This window comes from Granulicella sp. S190 (assembly GCF_009766095.1).
In the GTDB taxonomy this organism is placed as follows: domain Bacteria; phylum Acidobacteriota; class Terriglobia; order Terriglobales; family Acidobacteriaceae; genus Edaphobacter.
Genome location: NZ_LMUD01000047.1, coordinates 107,493 through 128,955 on the forward strand (window position 1 = coordinate 107,493; position 21,463 = coordinate 128,955).

Annotated in this window: 21 protein-coding genes; 8 read left to right on the plus strand and 13 right to left on the minus strand. The window is 58.3% G+C overall.

What is annotated here, in order from left to right:
- The first annotated feature begins 3 nt into the window (after positions 1 to 3).
- The gene (locus tag GSQ94_RS20155; protein ID WP_158945754.1) at positions 4 to 774 is read left to right on the plus strand and encodes a hypothetical protein; all 771 of its coding nucleotides are present in this window, start codon (positions 4 to 6) and stop codon (positions 772 to 774) included.
- 28 nt (positions 775 to 802) lie between these two features.
- Here the strand turns inward: GSQ94_RS20155 and GSQ94_RS20160 are convergent, their stop codons facing one another.
- The 3 genes from GSQ94_RS20160 to GSQ94_RS20170 form a co-directional block, all read right to left on the minus strand.
- Positions 803 to 3,463 carry an ABC transporter permease gene (locus GSQ94_RS20160; RefSeq protein ID WP_158945756.1) on the minus strand — a complete coding sequence of 887 codons (2,661 nt, stop codon included), beginning with the start codon at positions 3,461 to 3,463 and terminating at the stop codon, positions 803 to 805.
- Positions 3,460 to 3,801, minus strand: a complete 342-nt coding sequence (locus tag GSQ94_RS20165) for a PadR family transcriptional regulator (protein WP_158945758.1) — start codon at positions 3,799 to 3,801, stop codon at positions 3,460 to 3,462. Before GSQ94_RS20165 ends, GSQ94_RS20160 begins: the two co-directional genes overlap by 4 nt.
- Before the next feature lie 219 nt (positions 3,802 to 4,020).
- The gene (locus tag GSQ94_RS20170; RefSeq protein WP_158945760.1) at positions 4,021 to 4,263 is read right to left on the minus strand and encodes a hypothetical protein; all 243 of its coding nucleotides are present in this window, start codon (positions 4,261 to 4,263) and stop codon (positions 4,021 to 4,023) included.
- Between the two features lie 88 nt (positions 4,264 to 4,351).
- On the opposite strand from GSQ94_RS20170, the gene GSQ94_RS20175 reads away from it, so the two are divergent.
- Positions 4,352 to 5,785 (plus strand): acetyl ornithine aminotransferase family protein, encoded by a 1,434-nt coding sequence (locus tag GSQ94_RS20175; protein ID WP_158945762.1) that lies wholly within the window; start codon positions 4,352 to 4,354, stop codon positions 5,783 to 5,785.
- Between the two features lie 53 nt (positions 5,786 to 5,838).
- Here the strand turns inward: GSQ94_RS20175 and GSQ94_RS20180 are convergent, their stop codons facing one another.
- The 5 genes from GSQ94_RS20180 to GSQ94_RS20200 form a co-directional block, all read right to left on the minus strand.
- A complete protein-coding gene (locus GSQ94_RS20180) occupies positions 5,839 to 7,719 on the minus strand; it encodes an RICIN domain-containing protein (protein ID WP_158945764.1) in 1,881 nt (626 codons plus the stop codon).
- A 361-nt stretch (positions 7,720 to 8,080) separates the two neighbouring features.
- Positions 8,081 to 10,687, minus strand: a complete 2,607-nt coding sequence (locus GSQ94_RS20185) for a PQQ-like beta-propeller repeat protein (RefSeq protein ID WP_254064020.1) — start codon at positions 10,685 to 10,687, stop codon at positions 8,081 to 8,083.
- Between the two features lie 209 nt (positions 10,688 to 10,896).
- Positions 10,897 to 11,709, minus strand: coding sequence for an SDR family oxidoreductase (locus GSQ94_RS20190; RefSeq protein WP_158945766.1), 813 nt, complete (start codon positions 11,707 to 11,709; stop codon positions 10,897 to 10,899).
- A 134-nt stretch (positions 11,710 to 11,843) separates the two neighbouring features.
- Complete coding sequence (locus tag GSQ94_RS20195) at positions 11,844 to 12,257, minus strand: DUF2442 domain-containing protein (protein WP_158945768.1); 414 nt, start codon at positions 12,255 to 12,257, stop codon at positions 11,844 to 11,846.
- Positions 12,244 to 12,456, minus strand: a complete 213-nt coding sequence (locus GSQ94_RS20200) for a DUF4160 domain-containing protein (protein WP_216843150.1) — start codon at positions 12,454 to 12,456, stop codon at positions 12,244 to 12,246. Before GSQ94_RS20200 ends, GSQ94_RS20195 begins: the two co-directional genes overlap by 14 nt.
- Positions 12,457 to 12,733: 277 nt before the next feature.
- Here GSQ94_RS20200 and GSQ94_RS20205 point away from each other — a divergent pair, with 277 nt between their 5' ends.
- Positions 12,734 to 12,973 carry a hypothetical protein gene (locus GSQ94_RS20205; RefSeq protein WP_158945772.1) on the plus strand — a complete coding sequence of 80 codons (240 nt, stop codon included), beginning with the start codon at positions 12,734 to 12,736 and terminating at the stop codon, positions 12,971 to 12,973.
- Positions 12,974 to 12,998: 25 nt separating this feature from the next.
- On the opposite strand, the gene GSQ94_RS20210 is transcribed toward GSQ94_RS20205, so the two are convergent.
- Positions 12,999 to 13,586, minus strand: a complete 588-nt coding sequence (locus tag GSQ94_RS20210) for a TetR family transcriptional regulator C-terminal domain-containing protein (protein ID WP_158945774.1) — start codon at positions 13,584 to 13,586, stop codon at positions 12,999 to 13,001.
- Positions 13,587 to 14,017: 431 nt separating this feature from the next.
- Here GSQ94_RS20210 and GSQ94_RS20215 point away from each other — a divergent pair, with 431 nt between their 5' ends.
- On the plus strand, positions 14,018 to 15,076 hold the full coding sequence (locus tag GSQ94_RS20215; protein ID WP_158945776.1) for a hypothetical protein: 1,059 nt from the start codon (positions 14,018 to 14,020) through the stop codon (positions 15,074 to 15,076).
- Between the two features lie 26 nt (positions 15,077 to 15,102).
- Here GSQ94_RS20215 and GSQ94_RS20220 read toward each other — a convergent pair whose 3' ends face one another.
- The 4 genes from GSQ94_RS20220 to GSQ94_RS20235 form a co-directional block, all read right to left on the minus strand.
- On the minus strand, positions 15,103 to 16,266 hold the full coding sequence (locus tag GSQ94_RS20220; RefSeq protein WP_371417584.1) for a diguanylate cyclase domain-containing protein: 1,164 nt from the start codon (positions 16,264 to 16,266) through the stop codon (positions 15,103 to 15,105).
- Between the two features lie 76 nt (positions 16,267 to 16,342).
- A complete protein-coding gene (gene moaA / locus GSQ94_RS20225) occupies positions 16,343 to 17,425 on the minus strand; it encodes a GTP 3',8-cyclase MoaA (protein WP_158945780.1) in 1,083 nt (360 codons plus the stop codon).
- A gap of 324 nt (positions 17,426 to 17,749) precedes the next feature.
- Positions 17,750 to 18,034 (minus strand): hypothetical protein, encoded by a 285-nt coding sequence (locus tag GSQ94_RS20230; protein WP_158945782.1) that lies wholly within the window; start codon positions 18,032 to 18,034, stop codon positions 17,750 to 17,752.
- A gap of 169 nt (positions 18,035 to 18,203) precedes the next feature.
- Positions 18,204 to 18,476 carry a hypothetical protein gene (locus GSQ94_RS20235; protein WP_158945784.1) on the minus strand — a complete coding sequence of 91 codons (273 nt, stop codon included), beginning with the start codon at positions 18,474 to 18,476 and terminating at the stop codon, positions 18,204 to 18,206.
- Positions 18,477 to 18,621: 145 nt separating this feature from the next.
- Here GSQ94_RS20235 and GSQ94_RS20240 point away from each other — a divergent pair, with 145 nt between their 5' ends.
- From GSQ94_RS20240 to GSQ94_RS20255, 4 genes are all read left to right on the plus strand, one after another.
- The gene (locus tag GSQ94_RS20240; RefSeq protein WP_158945786.1) at positions 18,622 to 18,804 is read left to right on the plus strand and encodes a hypothetical protein; all 183 of its coding nucleotides are present in this window, start codon (positions 18,622 to 18,624) and stop codon (positions 18,802 to 18,804) included.
- The gene (locus GSQ94_RS20245) at positions 18,801 to 19,544 is read left to right on the plus strand and encodes an SIMPL domain-containing protein (protein ID WP_158945788.1); all 744 of its coding nucleotides are present in this window, start codon (positions 18,801 to 18,803) and stop codon (positions 19,542 to 19,544) included. Before GSQ94_RS20240 ends, GSQ94_RS20245 begins: the two co-directional genes overlap by 4 nt.
- Before the next feature lie 52 nt (positions 19,545 to 19,596).
- Positions 19,597 to 20,409 (plus strand): acyltransferase, encoded by an 813-nt coding sequence (locus GSQ94_RS20250; RefSeq protein ID WP_158945790.1) that lies wholly within the window; start codon positions 19,597 to 19,599, stop codon positions 20,407 to 20,409.
- Between the two features lie 127 nt (positions 20,410 to 20,536).
- Complete coding sequence (locus tag GSQ94_RS20255) at positions 20,537 to 21,238, plus strand: site-2 protease family protein (protein ID WP_158945792.1); 702 nt, start codon at positions 20,537 to 20,539, stop codon at positions 21,236 to 21,238.
- Positions 21,239 to 21,463: the final 225 nt, after the last annotated feature.

Sequence of the window (21,463 nt, forward strand, 5' to 3'; positions counted from 1 at the left end):
TCAATGGTATCGCGCCTCCGCTTCGCCTCCGCGTCCCTGCAGGCAAGCCCCTTCCGGTGCTACGATAAGGAGATGGTGCTTCGTCCTGCGGCCTTATTTCTTTCTCTTCTTGTCTGTGTCTCTGCACTGTCCCAAACGCCCGACCAGACCTCCGCCCCCACTAATCCCAACGCCCCGCGGAGCTTCCACGACGAAGCCCTGAACATCACCTACTTCTACCCCGGCCGCTTCGTGCCCGACCCCGCAAGCGTGGCCCAAAACACCCCCACCGCCACCTCCAGCTCTGCCGCGCCCAAGTGTGCCCACTCCACCTTCTTCGCCAACTCGGTCACCCCGGTCGACACCTCCTCCTTCGTCCTCTCCACCATCGACAACACATGTCCCAACGTCCTCCGCGGCGCCACCACGCTCGGCCCCTTCATCCGCGAGCAGATCCTCCGTCAACTCAAGCAATACGGCGAGCCGACTGTCACCCAGGAGGCCACCCACTACACCGTCGACGGCCACCCCGCGGCCATCGTCCTCGCCTCAGTCCCCATGCCCGTGGACGCAGGAAAGATTCCCCGCACCACCTACGCCGCCAAGGCCTGCGTGCTCGGCAACGTCCCCGTCAAATCGAAGAAGAAGAACCAACCGGAGGATCCCACCCGACACGTTCTCTGCTTCGACTTCACCACCCAGCATAACGACCTCTACCATCTCCTCTTCGCCTTCAGCATGCAGTTCGACAACGGCACCCCTCAGCCCTTGGTTCCAGGCAGCGTCATTCGCTAGCGCAGCGAAACCCACAGCGATCGCAACTCTAATCCTCGCGTAGCAACGCTAACGGATCGGTCGCCAGCGCGCGCCTCGCCGGAACACATCCCGCCAGCAGGCCAAGCAAGAGCATCGTCACCAATACCCCGCCCAGCACCACCGGATCCCACGGCGTAGCCTGCGAAACAATAAAGGCGATCACCTTACCCGCCGCCAGTCCCAGCAACAACCCCACCGCCGAGCCGAACGCCAGCAGCCGGAAGGTGCGCCCTAGAGCCGCCTGGAGCAACTCACTCTTCTGCGCTCCTAGTGCAATGCGAATCCCAAACTCACGCAGCCGCTTGCTCACCGAATACGAGGCCATCCCGAAGATTCCCACCACGGACAGCATCGCGCCCATCACTCCCAGTACGCCCAGCGATATCGTCGCCATCCGCGGACCGAACAGGAACGCGTCCAGAGCTTTGTAACGTGTCTGGATATAAACCGGCAGTCCTGCGTCGATATTCCGCAACGTACTCCTGATGGCAAGCGTCAGCTGCTCCGGGTCGCGGCTCGATCTCACCACGAGATACGCAGAATTAGAGGCCGATTGCAGAATGGGGAGAAACATCACCGGCTGAGGATCCTCCGTGAGGCTTCCATACTTTCCATCCTCCGCAATCCCCACAACCTGGATACGCGCCCCATCCGGAATCTTGAAGTACGCGCCCATCGCCTTTGCTTCGGAGCCGAAGATCTTTCGCGCAAACTGCCGATTCACTATCGCGACGCGGGGCTTATCTTTGTCCTCCTGCCACGTGAACGCTCTTCCAGAGACCAACGCGGTGCCTGCCGCCTGAAAGTATTCAGGCGAAACCTTGAACATCATCGCGTCGCTTGCAGCATTCGCGGGCCGCAGGTCCGTCGTACTGTCTGCGAATACATTCGAGTCCGGCTGCGCATCACCCAACGGCACCTGATCGGCCAAACCCACGGAATCAACCCCCGGAATCGCCGCCAGCGCATCGATCATCCGCTTTTGCATTGGTGGCACTTTGTCGCCCAGGTAGCCCGCCATATTCAGGTCTGTCTCTACCAGAATAGTGTTCTTCAACTCGAACCCGAAGTTGTTATGCAGCGTGTTCGCCAGCCCGCGCACCGCGACAATGGAAGAGGTGACGAGCACTGCGCAGATTGCAATCTGCACCAGAAGCAACACATCCTGGAAGGTGACACGCAGTCCGAATCTGCCGCGCTTAGTCTCAACGCTGCCGCCCTTCACCGCCTCATACGGATCGGTTCGAAGAACCTGCCTCACCGGTACCGCGCCAAACAGCAACCCGCTGGCCAGCGCCAGAAGCAGAGCAACCGCATACACCTTTGCATCCGGATTCACGGACATATGAAGCGGCCATCGCGAGATCGGCTGCCACACGCTCAACGCTCGCAGCAAAGCTACACTGCCTGCAAGACCAACCGCCCCGCCGATCAGCGCAATCAGTAAAGCCTCGGCAAATAGCCCACGAAGAATGCGTTTGCGGCTCGACCCAAGCGCAAGCCGCAGAGCGATCTCACGCGATCGATCCGCTGCACGTGCGGCAAACAGGCTGCCAAGGTTCGCACACGCAGCCAGCAAAATCAGCCCCGCAAGCAGCATCAGCGCCGTCATAAACGTCCGCACCGGGCGCCCAATGTAGTCCCCATAAAGTCCCGGCCGCGCCAGTTTAAAACTCATCTTTGGGTCGTCTTTGGGATAAGCCTTCTCAAGAACAGCTCCAACCGAGTTCAGATCCGCAATCGCCTGTGCCGGCGTCACGCCCGCCTTCAGGTGTCCCAGCGTCATAAAGACCCAACGGTCTCCACGTGCATTCATGTCATTGGTATCGAACTGCGGATGATTCACAATCGGCACAAAAAAATCCGGATTGAAGAACATCAGTGTGCCGTGAAACTCGGGCGGCCCGACTCCAACAATGGTGTAAGGAAACTTGTTCAGCCGGACCACGCGGCCAATCACGCTCGGATCGCTTTGAAAGTGGCTACGCCAGAAGTCGTACGTCAGCACGATGAAGGGTGCGCTGTTCGTACCGTGCTCATCAGAGGCATGAAAGAACCGGCCAAGATAAGGCTTCAAACCCAAAGTATCGAAGTAATTTCCTGTAGCCTCATCGACCCACGCGCGAGAAGGATCGCTGCCCGTATCCAGGCCCGCCTGCGTGACATTGAAAGCTGCCAGGCTCTCAAAGCTGTGGTTGCGGTCCCGCAGATCGAGATAGTCCGGATAAGACTCGGACATATCGCTGGACAACCGCCACGGACCGTAGAGGCTCTCCGATTGAGGCACATTCAACGGCCGCAGGATAAACGCATTCAAAACAGCAAACACAACCGCATTTGCCCCAATCGCCAACGCTAACGTCAGTACGGCGACAATCGCAAAACCGGGCTTCTTGCCCATCCTGCGCAGCGCGAAGCGAATGTCCTGAAGCAGCCCCTCGCCGAACTGTACGCCGAGCGCCTCTCGGCTCTCTTCTTTCAACCGTTGATAACCGCCGAACTCAATCCGCGCTCGTCTCTCTGCTTCGGCATGCGGAAGACCGCCACGCTCGAGATCATCGGCGCGAAGTTGAATATGCGACCGTAGCTCCTCTTCGATCTCACGATCGGTCTCGGCACGACGAAAGAGGTTCGAAGCAAAGGAACGAAGCGAGTCGAAGAGTCTCATATCTCCTCCGGTTGCGGTGCGAGTGCGCTCGCGATGGCAGTCGACAGCCGATTCCAGCTCTCGGTCTCTTCGCGAAGACGTCTCTTGCCCGTTGCAGTCAACTCATAGAACTTGGCCCGGCGATTATTTTCGGAGACACCCCACTCCGCCTTCAGCAGCCCCTGGCGCAGAAGCCGGAACAGCCCCGGATAGAGCGCTCCCTGTTCAATCAGCAGCGCACCGCCGGAGATCTGCTCAATGCGCAGAAGAACCCCATATCCATGCAGCGGGCCCAGGGACACAGCCCTGAGAATAAGCAGATCGAGAGTTCCGGGAAGCAGTTGCGCCTGTGTGGTCACATTCTCTCCTAAGCTGATCAGGAGGCTAGACCCGCTTCCCTAAGCTGTCAAGGAGAGTTTTTGCGCAATAACAAAGGCGCTCGCAAAATCATCCACTCTCAGACCAACGGGAGGACCAGAAAGCTTCACTCGCGACCACAAGGGACACAAGTCACGAAGTGACCGCACTCCGCGCAGGAGCCCGTCCGGCAGGACAAGTCTTAGACAGCTTCTAAGGGGTTACTTCAATAAGGTATACTCACCGCCAAAGGCAGAAGACCCATGAAATCGCTGTTCCTTACAGCCCGGAGACCCCGATTCGCAGCTGCTCTGTGCTGCTCCAGGCGTCACCAGATACCGCGCCGCCACCTCCGCGTCCTGCCCAGCCTCACGCGACCTAGTCTCTTCGCCGGCGACTAAGCTCGAAGCCCCTCCAGCCGGCGAAGTCCTCGCCATCAGCGCACCCGTTCTCTCTGCAACCACAGAGCACCGTGCCTCTCCTCCGCATAAAGAAGGAAAATCCGGTAAGAACGGTAAGACCAAACGCACCGCTGCCTAAAGGAGAGACCGCATGACCACCCTGACTGAAAAGACCCTCGAAGATCTGAAGCAAAACTCCGCTCAAGGAGTCACCCACGCCGCTAGCGAAGCCATTCGCTCGAAGCACTACGCCGAGTTCGGCCCCAAGCTGAAGACCGCGCTCCCCGGCCCCAACGCCCAGAAGATCGTCGCCGCCGACGACCGCCTCATCTCCCCCAGCTACACCCGTAGCTACCCCATGGTGGCCAAATCCGGCCGCGGCATCCGCGTCACCGACGTCGACGGCAACGAGTTCATCGACTTCGCCGCCGGCATCGCCGTCAACTCTACCGGCCACTGTCATCCCGAAGTCGTCAAGGCTATTCAAGACCAGGCCGCCGAACTCATCCACATGTCCGGCACCGACTTCTACTACGAAAACATGACCACACTCGCCGAGCGGCTCTCCGCCATCGCGCCCATGCCCGGCCCGCACAAGTTCTACTACGGCAACTCTGGCGCCGAGGCCGTCGAGTGCGCCATGAAGCTCGCCCGTTACCACACCGGTCGCCAGAACATCATCAGCTTCTTCGGCGCCTTCCACGGCCGCACCATGGGCGCGCTCTCGCTCACCGGCTCCAAGCCCCAGCAGAAGCGCCGCTTCGCCCCCTTCGTCCCCGGCGTCCATCACGTCCGGTATCCCTACGCCTATCGCGGGTGTAGCGGCGGCCCGCAAGCAGAGGAGGCCTTCGCCCTCGGCTGCGCCCGCTACATCGAAGAGAAGCTCTTCAAGACCATCCTCCCGCCCGAAGAGGTCGCCGCGATCATCCTCGAGCCTATCCAGGGCGAGGGTGGCTACGTCGTAGCGCCCACCAACTTCCTCGAAGAGATTCGCCGCATCTGTGATCGTCACGGCATCCTCCTCATCGCCGACGAGGTCCAGTCCGGCGCCGCCCGCACCGGCAAGTGGTGGGCTATCGAGCACTCCGGCGTCCAGCCCGACATCGTCTGCATCGCCAAAGGCATCGCCTCCGGCATGCCTCTCGGCATCTGCATGGCAAAAGCTGAAGTCATGGACTGGGTCCCTGGCTCTCACGCCAGCACCTTCGGCGGAAACCCGCTCTGCATCGCCGCAGCTCTCGCCACCATGGACATCCTCGAGCGCGAAGGCATGCAGAACGCCGCCACCGTTGGCGAAAAGATGCTCGACCGCCTCCGTCCCTGGGTCGCCAAACACCCCATCGTCGGCGACGTGCGCGGACGCGGCCTCATGATCGGCGTCGAACTCGTCAAAGACAAGCAGTCCCGCACCCCGGTTGGCCCCATGCGCGACAAGGTCGTTGATCTCGCCTTCGAGCGCGGCCTTCTCATTCTCGGTTGCGGCGAAACTACCATCCGCCTCTGCCCGCCGCTCATCGTCAACGAGCACGAAGCCAACATCGCCCTCGACATCCTCGAGGAGTGCATTACCTTAGCCGCGAACTAAGTCAGTTACAAAAACGAAGCGGCAGCCTCCTGGAGACTGCCGCTTCTTTCCGTCTACTGCGCATGCAGCGTAAACGCCTGCGCATTCGTTCCATTGCACGCATACTGATCCAGAACCACGTTGTTGGCCTTGGACGCGCTCGGCACATCGAGACAGCTTCCGCTGTTCCGCGCCACGAACTTCCAGTTGCCATTACCCAGCGAGACTGGCATCCACTGCTGGTTCGTCCCTTGTGACCACAGGTACGTCTGGATCGGCACGCCATTTCCAGTGGCGCCCGCTCCGCCCGTGATGTCCCACACCTCCTCGTTCGAGGCTCCGCCCTTCGACACCAGCCGGAAGTACCCGCTGTCGGTCGGCACAAACTGCCACTCCTGGTTCGTCTGGCCGCTCCCACAGGTGTACTGCTGTACCGCCGTTCCATTCGTCGTGCCGAAGCTCGCAGCATCGACGCACAGCCCGCTGTTCACGTTGACGATCGTGTAGTACGCCGTCGAAGAGATCGGAATCCCGTTGGTCCCCTGCCACTTGAAGGTGGCGAAGCTTCCAGCGGTCATCGTGTAGTCCACATTCTGGTTGTTCCAGTTGATCGTGACGGTCGAGGTGTTCGACGAGTCGTTATAGGCAATCACCGCGATCGTGCCATCCGGGTTGCGGAACGCCACATCAAGAATCCCGCCATTCGCCTGCGAGTTCGTATTGATGTTCAGCGCACCGGGCACCACGAACTTGCCGATATGGCCCATCGCATAGTACTCCGGGCTGGGCGTGACTGCGCCAGTGGAAGTGTTGACGTTCACCACCCCCAGGCAGTTCTGGCACACGCCCGAGTTCAGCGTCGGCCCATCGCTCTGGTTCAACGCAACGTTCCAGAAGATGATCGACCGTGCTGTATTGCGCGGCGCCCCGATGATTAGCTGCTCCGCGTCCTGTTGCAGGTTCTGGCTAAAGCTCTGCGCCGAGATCCGCGTGCACTCCGTCATCCACGTATCTTTGTTCGTCGCATTGCGTACCGTAGCCTCGGCCGTTACAGTGCCTTCGTAGCAATGAAAGGCAGAACCGGCAACATACGATGAGGCAGCCACCTGCTCCGGATAACTGGTGTTGTTCCAGTTATGGTCGTAGCCGAAGATCTTCACCGCTGAGCTCAAACCCGCACTCTGCAACGCAGGCCCGAGATTCGCATTGATGAACCCAGCTTCGTCCGCCTGCAGCAGCGACTCCGACGGGTAGACCGAGGTGCTGTTCAAAGGTTCATTCTGCACCGAAAGCGCATAGATAGGGACATTCTGCGCCTGGTACGCCTGCACGTACTTCACAAAATACTGCGCCAGCGTATTCGAGTAATCGGTGTGATCGAAGTTTCCTCCATCCACGCTGTCGTTGGTCTTCATCCACGCCGGTGGGCTCCACGGGTTCGACATTACGCGCACCGAAGGGTTGATCCCCTGTGCCTGTTTGATCAAAGGGATGATGTGCTGCAGATCGTGGCTGATCGAAAAATTATTCAGGTTCGGGTCAGGGCTGTTGCCGTTGTCATCGAAGGTGTAATAGCCCGAAGCCGTGAAGTCCGAAGCACCCATCGGGTCGCGTATAAAGTTCAGCCCGATTCCGCTGGTCTGCGAGAAGAGACTTTGCATCAACGACGTCTGCGCGGAAGAGCTGAGTGAACTGATCACGCTCGCTGCGGAGTCGGTCATCGCCGCGCCAACTCCATCCCACGTCTGATAGGTCTGCGCATCGTTGACGTTGATCGTGAAGGAGCCGTTGCCGCCCGTGCCAAAGGTGATATTGCTCTGTGGAGCAAGCAGCTTCGACTGGTCTGCGCTTGTGACAGTGACAGATACCGTCTGTGCGGGAAGCAACCCCGCCTGCAAAACAAATGCCGCGAAGAGAAACCGTGTAGCTGAAAGTAAACCGTTGCCTTTAGTCATTCTTCCTCCTGAATAGCTGCAAAGTTGACGAGCCGTAGTGCGCTAAGCAGAGCGCGGCGTCTGGCAACTCAGAGGATTCAGGAGAAAGAAACAAAGAAATCAAGCCTAGTGAAGCGTTTGTCTTGAAGGTTGCGTTGTGCCGCTCTTCGTTAGCCAGAGGACAGTAGACGGGAACAGCGATGGTTGTCAACCCACAAAAACTTCAGGAGTCAAACCTGCATCTCGCAGGCGGCTTCATCCTCTCTTGCAGAGGCTGATACCGTCTGGCAAAAAGAGAAGGCCACGACCCATTTGAGATCGTGACCTCTCTTACTTTCGCTACAGCGGACTGGAATGCCAAATCGCCTCGGCGCGAAACCTCTTACGGCAGCAAGCCAAACACTGCCACCCCAGTCTGCGTTCCCACATACACCTTGCCGTTCACTATCATCGGCGTGATGAACTTGTTCCCATTGCCGAATGCATCTCGACCGCCCGTCGCCTGACCGGTGTTATACAGCTCATGGCTCAGGTCACTGGCGTCATAAGCATGCAGAACTCCACGGCTCCCAAGGCCCGACTCCAGCGTCCACACAATCCCATTCTGCGTTCCATTCGCCGAGATCCCAGGCGAAGTTCCGGGATACGGAAAGGTGTTCGCCGACTGGCTCGACGGTGTAGTACCCAACTGTGCATTCACCAGCGAAAACGCCTTCAGCGAAGCGCTCACTGGCCCGTAGTAGATCGTGCCGTTGAAGTAGGCGGGAGTGGAGAAAACCGTACCACCCAACTGGCCGTTTATCTGCTGGTAAAGGTTGCTGTCCTGGGGATTGCTCGCCGGATTGAACTTGCCCATATTGTCCCGGTTGGCCAGGTAGATATTTTGGTCCTTGCCCGCGCCCACGATCAGGTGCTGCACATCTCCATGCGCATCCGTCTGGTCAGGCAGCAGCAGCTCGCCCCCCGACCCTAAGTCGAGATCGCCATTCGACTCCGTCTTCGTGTTGTACATCTCGAAGTAGTCGGCCACTGCCAGCTGCCCGTTGGTCGACAGCTTCAACATTGCGTTGCCGTAGTCACCCTTTGCAGGGAAGCCGTTCGTGTCGAAGGTCGTGTCGAAGGTACCGTTCGCATCCAGTAAGTAGATATTCCCGCTGCTGTCTGCAGCCAGCCCATCGCCGCTCATCCAGATCGAACCCTCCTGGCCATTCGGCGTCACATTCAACACCTGCGTCTGTTGCAGTGTCGACTCGCTATATCCCATCACCCATCCCGTATAAAGTCCGTTATCGCAATGGGACGTCCACCCCATGTAGATCGCTCCATTGGCCAGCAAGAGAGCCGCACGCTCTGCATACTGCGACGGATCGAAGACCACTATCCCGTTCTGCGTGTTGTCGCCCAGCCCTGGATAGCTCGCCGTAATCTCCGTCGGACTACCGCTAATCTCCGCGCCCGTCGTTACATCCAGCGCATGCAGCCTCTGGTGATAACTTCCTCCGCCATCCTTGCTCATCCCCACCGCGAACAGCGTCCCATTCGGCCCTTGTGCGCGGTCGATCACCGGCGTTGAAGTAATTCCGATCTCTGGCGAAATCTGGCCGCACCCGTGATCGTCGCTCGGCGTCTCGCCGTTCCCGATCACAGAGACCTGCCAAAGCTGAACACCGCTGTCGGCATCGAACGCATACACGCTGCCGTGTTCGGTGGCCACGTACAACACGTTATGGAGCTGGCCGCCGATCGGCACATTCGCAAGATAGAGCGGCTCCGCATCCACCTTGCCGTCCACTGTATCGAACCCAATCTTCCCAAACAGTGTCGAGTTCACGTTCGTCAGCGTCAGAATCGTCTCCTTCGCATTCAAACCATCCCGCGCCACATCGTAATGATAGGTAGTCACGTCCGGCGCCGCTGTCGTCGCAGCAGCCTGCACCGTCAACTCTAGAGTCACCGAATGATCCAGCCCCGCGGACGTCCCCGCGAACACCACCGTCGAGCTGCTCTGTGCTGCCGTCAACGCTGCCGTCAGCGTCGTACTCTGCGTCACACCCGGAGCCAGCGTCAACGTCGTAGGATTCGCAGTCACTCCACTCGGAAGCCCCGTAATCGTGATCGCCACCGTCCCGCTGAACGCATTGACTCCGTTCGCCGTAAGATTCACCGCCATCCCAGCTCCACCGGCCACCAGCGTCAGTGGAGTCGGCGAAAGCGTCAGCGTGTAATCAGGCTGCGGCCCCGCAATCGTCAGCGCCACGGTAGCCGAGTGGCTCAGCGCCCCCGAAGTCCCAGTCAATGTCAGCGTAGCCGCGCCCGCAGCCACGCCCGGCGCCGCAACCAGCGTCACATGCTGTGCTGTCCCCGGAGTCAGGCTCAGCGTCGCCGGCTCTGCGGTCACTCCCGTTGGCAGACCCGAGATCGCAACCGACACTGCCCCCGCAAACGAGTTCGTCGGAACCGCATTCACACTAATCTGCTGTGTCGCCCCGCCCGACACCAGCGTAAGCGAGCCCGGCATCACCGCCAGCGAAAAATCAGCTCCCGGAGGATTTGTAGCCGCAGCCACCGTCACCGCGACCGAAGTCGTGTGACTCAGCGTGCTCGAAACCCCATTAATCACCACTGTCGAAGCCCCCGCCGCCACACCCGCACCGGCGGTCAGGGTAACGCTCTGCGCCGTCCCCGGAGTCAGGCTCAACATCGCCGGCTGTGCCGTCACGCCCGGCGGCAGGCCGGAAAGATCCACCGTCACCATCCCCGTAAACCCGCCCGACGGTGTAGCCGTCACACTCACCTGCTGTCCCTCACCACCAGGGGAGAGCGTCAAACTCGCAGGCGTAGCCGCCAGCGTAAAGTCCCCCACAACCGAAGGCGTACCCACCGTGCTGCCCGTATCCGTGCCGCCGCCCTTGCTTCCACCGCAAGCGACCAGCCCCACGCAAACCAGCAAACTCACGCACCCCGCCAATGCCTTCTTGCAGAAACTCATCTCGCGTCCCCCGGTTGTTTTTACAGAAAAAGACAGAGTCTCTGCGTTCCGTGCGCTGTCTGCTCTCAACTTACGTTAAACGTCACCGGTTTTGCTATGGATTCTAAGTTGTAGTCCTCCCCCAATCGAATCTCTAATCCACGCGCGTCAGCCCCTCGCGCCACACGCAAAGGGGCTGAACGCACCGCTCCATCTATCTTTCCTGCAGCTTAGGCGCGTACGCCGTACCGCTTGGCCGCATGTTTATGCGAAAGGTTCGGCCCCAGCGCAACCCGCGCCGCATCGAACCTCTCCCAGTCCGCAACCTCTGGCAGCGCCGGAATCGTCACCAGCTCGCCGCGATCAAACCCCGCCAGCGAAGCATCCACCATCTCCTCCGAGCTCATCACAATCTGCTCAGGCAGATTCTGATGGCCGCCAATCCCCGCCCGGTCCCAGAACTCCGACGCCGTCGCCCCCGGCAACACCGCCTGCACCTGGATCCCCTTACCGCCAACCTCCTTGTGCAGCGACTGCGTCAGGTTCAACACGTACGCCTTCGTTCCGCTGTACACGCCATTCAGCATCTCCGGAGCCACCGCAACGATCGACGAGATATTGATGATCGCGCCCTTGCCCCTCGCTAGAAGTCCCGGTACCGCCGCATACGTCAGCCGCGTCAGCGCCGTTACATTCAGCTCAATCATGTTCTCCAGCTCATCGATCTTCGAGTCCACCAGCGAAGCCGTCCCGCCAAAGCCTGCATTGTTCACCAGCGTCGTAATCGACCCGTCCGACCGCAGACGCTCCTCAATCCTGCGCAGATCGGCCTTGTTCGTCAGATCGGCAGCCAGCGCCTCGACCGCACGCCCGGTAGCCGCGCTCAGCGAAGTCGCAAGCTCATTGAGCTTATTGCCATTGCGCGCCACCAGAATCAGGTCGTAGCCGCGCCGTGCCAAACGATCCGCGTAAACAGCACCGATTCCTGTCGATGCGCCAGTGATAAGTGCAGTGCCTTTGGGGGAAGTAGCTGAAGTTGTCATAAGAAAGTCTCCATACCTGCGAAAGATGTGAACTAAAAATCAGTTCCCTTCAATAGAGTAGACCGGTTGGTTAGTGGATTCAAAAGATTCCGCTTCTTGTAAACGCATGCCCGTTCTTCGCCCACTCCTCTTGCTTATCTCGTGACAACTTTTCTCGGTCGCCCGCCCAGAGACCCGTTGGCGCGAGCTGCCACCGCTTTGGGCTTGCTTCGGGAGGAGCCTCCCGCTGCACCCAGACGAGCGGCCATCCACTTGCGAGAGCCAAGGAAGCCTTCAAGAAGCGCAGGCAGGTATAGGTCAGCATCGAGTTTAGGGAAGTGGATGCCGTAGCCGGAGGGCGAGATCTCGATGGTCTCCAGTTGGGATGGCTTCGCATGCTCAAGGCCTTGCGCGTTCTTCGGCGAGAACATGATATCGAGGTTGGTGTTGAGGCTCAAGATGATGCGATCGGCCTTGCGATCGTAGCGTGCAGCCGTGGCTATAGGAGTGGAGGCTTTGCGCTCAGCGGTACGACGATTCGCCTTTTCGAGGGCGCTAGGGGTTGCCATGAATCTCCTTCCAGGCGGCGCATAGCTCCGCAACGGATTTGGTGAGTGCCGCGACCATGCGAAAAATCTCGCGGGTGGAAAAGCCGAAGTTCTCACGCAGATCGACTTGGCCTTTCACGCAGTTTAGATAGAACAGCGCTTCATGCTCAGGTCCGATGACATGAACGTGTGCTGGCCGGTGATCATTCGGGTAGATCACTACTCGAAGGTTGCCAACTCTCAGGACGGTAGGCACAGCAGGAGAATAGCATATTCCTAAGCGGTTGGGTTAATCCACATCGCATGCGTCGAAAGAAGCGATTCGCGAGTGGCACAAAGGCCCAAACCGGAATCGAGAGGGAACGCACGGCAGAAGCGGCCACCAACAGGGTGGCGCATCACCCGAGCAGGTAAGGGGGAAACCGAAACGGGTCATGGAACCATAACCGAATCGCGCCATTTATCAAAACGCTAACCCGGCTAATACTGAGAAAGTTATGGCACGCAGAGCTGCACGCCGCCCAGGGAACATCGGTAGCTTTTGGAGGAAGGACGCCCCGTCGGATCTTCATGAGACGATCGCATGGATCTGGATTGGCTGGGCCTCCGCAACCTTGCTGGCATTCGTTGCCATCCATCTCTTCCACGACTGCCAAATCCTCCACACCGTCCTCAAGCACGAAACAAACCGCCTCAACCAACTCTCCCGCACCCTCAGAATCCTAAGAACCGCGTAGATACTTGGCGTTCCGCCGCACTCGCTTACTTCTTCAGCAGAACATCAAACGCAAAGTGAAGAAAGTTCTCCAGCGGTGCATCACTCTTCTCCGCCTTCATCCGAATCAACGCTCCCTCATAGCTGTTTAACAAAAACTCCGCCAGCGCATCCGGCTGCGTGGACTTCGCCAAATCCCCTCGCTCCACCGCCTCGCGCAGCACATCCGCAAGCGTCTTCTGCCAGAACCCGAAGACCCCTTTCAGCTCCGACCGCAGCCGCGGGCTATGGTCCGCAACCTCCAGGCTCAGGCTCCCCACCAGGCACCCGCTGATCTTCCCTCGCTGTCCGAACACCAAGATCAGCTCTTCAAAGTACCGCCGCAGCCGCTTCAAAGGAGCAACCTTCCGATCTCCAAGCACGCGCTCCAACCGCTCCACCTCGCCCTTCGCATAAAGCTGAAAGACCTCCACGGCAAACTCTTCTTTACTCGGGAAGTAGTGATAGAACGAGCCCTTCGGCACCTTCGCCAGGTCAAGCACCTCCTTGACCCCGGTCGCGGTATACCCGGTTAAGCGCAGCCGCTCCAACCCCACCGCCAGCAGATGATCGCGAGTTGAAGGAGTATCGTTCATAAATAATCAATAATAGACTGGTCGTCTAGTAGGGTCAACCATCGAGAAAAAGTATGTGCAAAGAGAAAAGTCCTCAATATCCCGGCCATCCCGTATCAAATTCGGCACGAACCAACATTGTGTCAAGCCCTATCCCACCTAAACCCGCGCCAAACGGCCAGATTCGCCTGGCGCATTCATCCCCTCCAACCACGTAAAATAGAAGGGAGTACCACCTTAAGGAATGACCGCCTGGTGGTGCTCCGAAAATAACCCCTTTCTTTACAATATTTTGCGGCTAAGTCCCATGTATGGAATATTTTGCGGACACACACTCCCCGCAAACCAAACAAAAGAATAGACTTCCGTACAAAATATCCCCGACGGGTAAGGGGGGAGGGGTACTGCCCCTCGAGAATCTCAAATCTGCGTCTAAACTGTGGAATCACCAGATGGTCCACCTGAGCCGCAGCGCAAAACTCGCAGCAACTCTCCTCGCCGCCACCATCAGCGCGCCACCGTATCTCCACGCTGTGCCGCAGCACACCACGGCCCTGCAACCTGATAACTCGGCTCCGCACCGCACCCGCCTCATCCTCAAGGACGGCAGCTATCAGGTCATCATGAGCTACCGCATCGTCGGCAACGTTGTCCACTACATCAGCGCCGAGCGCGGAGGAGCCGAAGAGGAGATCCCCATCTCCCTCGTAGACCTCGATGCCACCAAACGCTGGGACCGCCAGCACACCCAGCCAACCCCCGACGCCGACAACCCCCAACCCCCAGCCATCGACCCCGAGCTCCTCAAGGAGGAAGCCGACCGCGCCGCCCTCACCCCCGAGGTGGCCCCGGATCTCCGCCTCCCCGAGGAGGACAGCACCCTCGCCCTCGACACCTACCGGGGTACCCCCGAGCTGGTCCCCCTCGCCCAGACCGACTCCGACCTCAATCGCAACACCGGCCACAATCTTCTGAAAGCCGCCGTCAATCCCCTCAGCGCCAGCCACGAGCTTGTCGAACTCAAAGGCGAGTCGTCGCCCATCCAACTCCACGTCAAAGACCCCGTCCTGTACCTCCGCATCGGCGACGAGAGCGTCGGCAACACCGCCGGCACACCCCTCACGGTCGACACCCACGGCGCCACTAGCCGTGTCCAGAGCGACCCCACCGGGGGCTCCCCCCAAAGCCGCTACGTCATCGTCCGCGCCGACGTCCGCAGGGGGGCACGGGTCATAGCCAGCTTCCGCATTGGCCTCCTCGGTAGCGGACAGCGTCAGGAAGATGTGGTCGAAACCACCTCGGAGCTTCTACCGGGGGGCCACTGGCTCAAAATAACCCCCAGAGAACCCCTCGACTTCGGTGAATTTGCCCTCATGGAGGTGATCTCGGACAGAGCCGTCAACCTCGGTGTCTGGGACTTTGGTGTCCACCCCGTTTCCCCTGAAAACCGCGATGTCCTAAAGCCCGAACCCCGCCGGGGTGTCACGCTCGAGCGCCATAAACCAGATTAATCGTGCCTCATAGGCCCCGAAAAAAATCAGCCACGGGGAACGGAATCGCGCTCCAGAAACATCCCAGATACAGCCTGCCTTGCACCCGCAGCGGATCGGGCTACGTCTGAACGTTCCATCATGCCTCTGCCCGCCACCGCAACGTTGTCCCGCGTCACCTTCGCTTCATACATCATCGTGTCGGCCGCACGCAAGATCGTCTGCACCGTACTCCCATCCTCTGGGTACGAAGCCAACCCAAAGCTCCCCGAGAGGGTCAGCGATAACCCGGCACCCTCCAGAAAGCGCGCCGATCGTAGATCTTCGCATAGCGCCATCGTTGTTCCGCTCGCCGCTGCCTTGCCCATCCCAGGCAACAGCGCGACAAACTCGTCTCCGCCATATCGAAAGGCCGAGTTGTTGGGGCCTAAGCTACGCTTCATCAGACTGCCAACCTCCGCCAGCAGCCGACTACCAATCAAATGGCCGTGAGTATCATTCACCGACTTGAAGTGATCGAGATCGACGAACATCAAACTAAATACCTGTCCCCGCGCCACCTCTTCTTCCAGCATGGTGTAAAGATGCCGCGCGTTGAAGAGTCCAGTCACATCGTCTGTAATTGTCAACTCTTGAATGAGCGTCATGGACCGTGCATTCTGAATCGCAATCGCAGCGTAGTCGCACAAAATTCGAAGAAATGAGATGGCGTGCTCCGACTCCAGGTCGAGTTTGCTGTTCAGGAGTTGTATGACGCCCAGAGTCTTGTTGCCCGAACGCACCGGCACGCAGGCGATCGATTGGATCTTCAGGTCAGGATGCTTATTGGCAAATGCCGACCAGTGGGGATCGAGCGCGACATCCGGGACGACCAGTGGATTGCCTGTCGCGGCAACCCAACCTGCCACGCCCTCACCCATCGGCACGCGCAAGCCCTTCAACGTGTCCGCATTCTCACCCACGGCAATGGCGTAGTACAGTTCGCCTGATTTCTCATCCACCATCAGCAGCGACCAGCGCTCGGGCCCAAAAAACTGTGCCATCTTGTTCATGATGGCACCCAGAATCTCCTCTAGTTCAAGACTCGATGTCAGTGCGCGCGCCACATCATGGAACACTCGAAGGTGATCCATTTGGCGACTTTCGATGACTTCAAACTGCCGTCTGTCTTTCAATCGAGGTCCTTGAAATATGTGCATCTTTTTGCACATATCAGATATCAGCCTCTCATAGCTCTCGTAATATTTCAATAAAAGCCACCGCCACAACACCCCGCTAAATCAAGACTTACCCGCCGATATGGACCATGCTGCGCGACGGCTTCTCAAAACCTGGCTCTCCAATATGATGACGAGCTTCTTTCCGCATCAGGATCATGCGAATATACGCAGACACCTCCTCATCTGTTCCACCCCGCAGCATCTCTCCATAGAGGTCGTGATCGCTTTGCGAGAACAAGCAGGTCCGAATCTTTCCGTCCGAGGTCAACCTAACTCGGCTGCAGTGCCCACAGAAGGGGCGTGATACCGGTGCAATGATTCCAATCTCTCCCAATCCATCGGAGAAGGTGAATCGCTTCGCTGTCTCACTGGCTGCGTGTGGCGCCAGTTCCACCAACGGACGATAAGCATTCAAACGCTCCACTATCTCATCCATCGAAACGACCGACTCTCTTTTCCAGCTACGGCCTTCTTCCAGCGGCATCCATTCGATAAATCGGACGATCACGCCCTCTCGTCGCGAGAACTCCGCAAACTGCTCAATCTGCCCATCGTTGAACCCGCGCAACAGCACGCAATTGACCTTTACTGGCCCCAGCCCTACCGCCTGCGCTTTACGAATCCCTGCAAGTACCCTCTCGTGGCTCCGCGGAACCCGAGTAATAGCCGTGAAGGTCTCTGCGTCCACTGCATCCATGCTCACGGTGATGCGGTTCAACCCAGAGTCCTTCAGGGGTTGAGCCAATCCCTCCAGCAGATGTCCGTTTGTAGTAAGTGCAAGATCAAGAGGCCTGCCGTTACCGTTAGCAAAGGTTCCATCCGGAAGAAATGCCGTTCGCATCTCCGCCAACTCGCGGACCATCTCGATCAGGCCCGACCGCAGCAGGGGTTCTCCCCCCGTTAGTCTCACCTTTTCGACTCCTAATGAGACGAACGCCCTAACCATCCTCAGATAGTCTTCGCTAGCAAGCTCAGTGTACTGAGCGCCTTCGTTCCCAGTGCGGCAGTAAACACACTTATAGTTGCATCGGTCTGTCACCGAGACACGCAGGTCCGTTATCGCCCGCCCAAACTTGTCTCGTAATCTCTCCGGCACCTGCAAAGCCTGCTCTTCCGGCTCCAGAACCGCGGTTTCTCTGTGGCTTCTCATCAAGAGTCGTACCCGGCCGCCATCTACTCGATTTCCATTTAAGTGAGATGCATCTTCTTACGAAAGCGGATCAGCAGTACAGAATTTCAGTTGATGATGATACGACTGTAGACCGAGCTGCACCTAATCGCTAACTTCTTCATCCAAAAGTAGTTCGCTGCTTCCGTAACAAACGAAATTACGTATGGTTATCGCCCATAGCTCTGCATTAGCTAACTTGTAGGCGGAAAATATCAGCAATTCGAACGTATCAGGCAGACTTTTTACACAGAACTTTCTGCTGTGAAAGTCATAAAACTCTCTTCTAAATCCTTTTAGAGAAATTTAGTAGCTCACGAACTCATTGCTTCCACGCTTGAGCCGAACCCCGGCTATCCCAAAGATGAGCGCTAAAGTGAAGGTAATTGCGTTCCAATAAACCACCGGATGTGCCCAACCAGGAGACACGGTCAGGTCTTGACCGCTCCACAGAGTCAGCAAAGTTGACACGATCAGGCTCTGGAAGCAGAGAACTAGAAAGAGTTGGCCGCGGCGACGTCGTTTATCCAGCCGTTCCACCTCATCCGGCGTCAAATTGCGTTCTTCGATTGGAAGCAGCGTATTCGCCATTTCGTTCTTGGTCTCCGTCTCTCGTTCATTCCCAGTTCAAATCAGACTGACGAGCTTTCGAGTGTCAGTCTACTTCTGTATTAAATCACAGGCGGCCTGTGCTGACCGTGGCCGCGGAAAAAGTCTTTGATCTGAGCGCCGAAACAGTACTCAGAGACCATCAGGAGCGCTAAATAAACGCCACAGATTGAATCCCCACCACATCGAAGCGCTTCCGGCACCGGATATTCTTGCAACCCATCGGATCATCACGGCGAACCATATAACTTTGAGCCTTCGCGAAACGCGCCCGGTCGCGGTCGTCTGCTCCGCGTGGAAGCTGCGCCTTCTTACGACGCACTACCCATTCGATCTGGTACTCCCCTTGCTGCCCGCAATGGGGACAGGTCATCACGTGGGTCCGCTGCTCCGCCCGCTCATCAAAAAAATCCCGCTCTTCCATCCAGCACCTCATCCGGGTCTTCAGCCGCCAACGGCCAACCGAATCTCCTCTGCAATCCTGCCTCAGATGCCCCCTTACAAGCAAGAGTCATGCATAATCACGCATGGGCCAACCAGGCCCGGAACCGACGCAGGAAGGAACCAGGATGAGCAAGCCGAAGAAGCAGGTCTTTTCGAAGATTAAGGCCGTCAAGGCTAACGCTCGCGAGCGCGTCGGCACACCGCCACCGGAGCGTATCCTCCCCGACCCGAAGCAGAAGCTCGCCGCAAAGCCGAAACACAAAACTACATTAGCCAACCTGCTCGACTCTTCAGGAGAAGATCAATGACTATCGTTCGCCTAGCTTTCTTCGCATGCACTGCCAGTCTGGCCCTCTCGGCGACGATTCCGGCCTTAACCCAGACCATCCAGGTTAACAAGGAAAATCGCACCATCGCGATCACTGCAACCGACAAAGTCATCGCGCTTGCTGATGTGGCAACCGTCCACATCGGTTTCATTGCCTATGGCCCTGACAGCGACTCTGCCTATGCCGCTGGCTCCCGCACCTCCAACGCTATCGTCAAAGCGCTCACCAACGCCGGCGTCCCTAACGACTCGATCGAGAGCGAGAATCAAAACGTCTCCCCGGTGCAGGACTACCAGATCGACAAGCTCACGCCCGCCGAAAAGGCGCAGCGCAAGTTTCAGGTCACGCAGAGTTGGACCGTGCGCACCAACGCGAACGACGCAGCCAAGGTTCTCGACCTTGCCGTGAAGGCAGGGGCTAATCAAAGCGGACAGATCGACTGGAGCCTGAAGGATGAGAACGCTCCGCAGTCTGGAGCAGCTGCCAAGGCGCTCCAGCGCGCCCGCACCGTAGCAGCAGAGATGGCCAAAGGCCTGAACGCCAGCCTCGGAGCACTCCTCTACGCCAGCAACGAAACCCAGGCAGAGCCACTGCGTCCGGTTATGAAAGCAATGGCCGCTCCTCAAATGTCAGGAGGTGGCGGCGGAATCCCCCTCGCCATCAACCCGCGCCAGATCGAAAAAACCGCCACCGTCTACGCCGTGTTCGCCATAGAATAGGCGAACCAAAGATTCGCCAGTCCGCACCCGGACGAAAGTCAGCGAGGGAACCATGCCAGTCCATACCTACCGTGAACTCAAACCCACTCCCGAAGCTGAGGCCCTTTATCGCCGCTGGCTCGCCAAGCTAAACGACGAGTTCACCCGCCAGCAGTCGCCCGAACGTCGCTCCGAGGTCGTCCGCGATGAGCTCTACCAGATCTACTTCGGTCGGCCCCATGGCGGCCACATCAAGGCGGTGCTCAACAGCGAGCTCGCGATGTACTCTCTCTCCGAGAGCTTCGATCCCCGCAACATCACGCTTGAACCGGAGTACTACGGCGACGTCGATGCTGAGCAGTACGCCATCCGCAAGCCTCTCATCTGGTTCTGGCAGATGTTCGACCGCTCGCCGCTTGGCCTGAACCACTGGCTAGGTTTTCGCTTCCGCTGCATGCTCGGCCGCCACATCTTCCGTCACCTCGGCAAACACGTCAAAATCTTCCACAACGTCGAGTTCACCTACGGCTATAACCTCACCATCGAAGACTCCTGCACCATCCACAAGAACGTCTTGCTCGACGACCGCGGCGAGATCATCCTGCACGAAGGCACCAGCATCTCCGACTACGCCAACGTCTACTCTCACACCCACGACATCAACAACCAGTCGAACATCACCAATAAGGTGACGGAACTTGGCCCGCGCGCCCGCGTTACCTACCACGCGACCGTTCTCGCAGGCGCCAGCATTGGCGAAGACGCGATGCTCGGAGCCATGGGGTTGGCCACGAAGCCGGTTCCGCAGGAGACCGTCTCTGTGGGCATTCCGGCTAAGCCGAAGGTCCGTAAGCAGTCCTCACAGCTTGCCGCCGAGACCCTCTAAACCGCAAGGAAACAGTGATCTCGCCTGGGCGCTCCGATGTTTTACCAGGATGCCCAGGCGAAGGCCGCATCTCCGCAAGAGCAACTTTACGGTTCCCTCACGCGAACTTCAGTAGACTTGAACCTGTATGAATCAGGATGTAGTTCTCATCATCTTTCAAGTCGTGGTTTTGGTCCTGGCCTTCAGTGTCCATGAGTGTGCTCATGCCTGGACCGCCTGGCGCCTGGGCGATCCTACCGCCAAGATGCTAGGCCGTGTCACGCTCAATCCGCTGAAACACCTTGATCCGCTTGGCTCAGTCTTTATGCCTCTGCTGGCGCTGGTCTACCACTGGCCGCTCATCGGTTGGGCCAAGCCGACGCCAGTGACCGCGCGCAACTTCAAAAACTATCGGCGCGACGACATTCTGGTCACGCTTGCCGGGCCGGCCAGTAACCTGCTCTCGGCCAGCATCGCACTGATTCTGCTGGTGTTGATCAAGCACCTGGTTCCAGGAGGCGTCCTTGCTATCGGTACCGCGATGGCGCTGGCCTCACACATTCCCGGCATCTCGACCGATAATCTGCCGACGCTCTTTCCTATCGCGCTCTTTCTTTACTTCGTGATTCTCATCAACCTGCTGCTCTTTGTCTTCAACCTGATTCCCATTCCGCCGCTGGATGGGAGCCATATTGTGCGCCACTTTCTTCCTTACCGGGCTGTGCAGGTGTATGACCGCGTGGGGATGTTCGGCATGATCATCTTGTTTCTTGTTGGCGGGAGTTTTATCTTCAGCGTCTTTTTCACTCCACTGCTGAATACCTTCAATCGGATTCTGTTCACGTTGTAGTTTCCTGCAAAAAAATCCCGACGTGGCTGGACAGCGAGTTTCTTGAGATTTGCTGGTGTTTTGAAGGGTGTTTTGGAAAAAGCGGGTGTCTGGACGTGGTTTTTCGATGGTGAGATCGTGGTGGAATGCGTGGTAGACGTGGTGTGCTGACACCGGTTTTCCAAAGCTGAAAAATACGCCACCGATCTGGACTATTTTTTTACCCAGCCCCTCTTTTTCTGCCAT

What these genes read in the sequence shown, in the direction of transcription:
- GSQ94_RS20215 (WP_158945776.1), top strand. Translation starts at nt 14,018, where the DNA reads ATGGTCCACCTGAGCCGCAGCGCAAAACTCGCAGCAACTCTCCTCGCC.
- GSQ94_RS20235 (WP_158945784.1), bottom strand. Translation starts at nt 18,476, where the DNA reads ATGGAAGAGCGGGATTTTTTTGATGAGCGGGCGGAGCAGCGGACCCAC.
- GSQ94_RS20220 (WP_371417584.1), bottom strand. Translation starts at nt 16,266, where the DNA reads ATGTGCAAAAAGATGCACATATTTCAAGGACCTCGATTGAAAGACAGA.
- GSQ94_RS20195 (WP_158945768.1), bottom strand. Translation starts at nt 12,257, where the DNA reads ATGGCAACCCCTAGCGCCCTCGAAAAGGCGAATCGTCGTACCGCTGAG.
- GSQ94_RS20190 (WP_158945766.1), bottom strand. Translation starts at nt 11,709, where the DNA reads ATGACAACTTCAGCTACTTCCCCCAAAGGCACTGCACTTATCACTGGC.
- GSQ94_RS20155 (WP_158945754.1), top strand. Translation starts at nt 4, where the DNA reads ATGGTATCGCGCCTCCGCTTCGCCTCCGCGTCCCTGCAGGCAAGCCCC.
- GSQ94_RS20210 (WP_158945774.1), bottom strand. Translation starts at nt 13,586, where the DNA reads ATGAACGATACTCCTTCAACTCGCGATCATCTGCTGGCGGTGGGGTTG.
- GSQ94_RS20185 (WP_254064020.1), bottom strand. Translation starts at nt 10,687, where the DNA reads ATGAGTTTCTGCAAGAAGGCATTGGCGGGGTGCGTGAGTTTGCTGGTT.
- GSQ94_RS20160 (WP_158945756.1), bottom strand. Translation starts at nt 3,463, where the DNA reads ATGAGACTCTTCGACTCGCTTCGTTCCTTTGCTTCGAACCTCTTTCGT.
- GSQ94_RS20205 (WP_158945772.1), top strand. Translation starts at nt 12,734, where the DNA reads ATGGCACGCAGAGCTGCACGCCGCCCAGGGAACATCGGTAGCTTTTGG.
- GSQ94_RS20255 (WP_158945792.1), top strand. Translation starts at nt 20,537, where the DNA reads ATGAATCAGGATGTAGTTCTCATCATCTTTCAAGTCGTGGTTTTGGTC.
- GSQ94_RS20230 (WP_158945782.1), bottom strand. Translation starts at nt 18,034, where the DNA reads ATGGCGAATACGCTGCTTCCAATCGAAGAACGCAATTTGACGCCGGAT.
- GSQ94_RS20175 (WP_158945762.1), top strand. Translation starts at nt 4,352, where the DNA reads ATGACCACCCTGACTGAAAAGACCCTCGAAGATCTGAAGCAAAACTCC.
- GSQ94_RS20240 (WP_158945786.1), top strand. Translation starts at nt 18,622, where the DNA reads ATGAGCAAGCCGAAGAAGCAGGTCTTTTCGAAGATTAAGGCCGTCAAG.
- moaA (WP_158945780.1), bottom strand. Translation starts at nt 17,425, where the DNA reads ATGAGAAGCCACAGAGAAACCGCGGTTCTGGAGCCGGAAGAGCAGGCT.
- GSQ94_RS20250 (WP_158945790.1), top strand. Translation starts at nt 19,597, where the DNA reads ATGCCAGTCCATACCTACCGTGAACTCAAACCCACTCCCGAAGCTGAG.
- GSQ94_RS20180 (WP_158945764.1), bottom strand. Translation starts at nt 7,719, where the DNA reads ATGACTAAAGGCAACGGTTTACTTTCAGCTACACGGTTTCTCTTCGCG.
- GSQ94_RS20245 (WP_158945788.1), top strand. Translation starts at nt 18,801, where the DNA reads ATGACTATCGTTCGCCTAGCTTTCTTCGCATGCACTGCCAGTCTGGCC.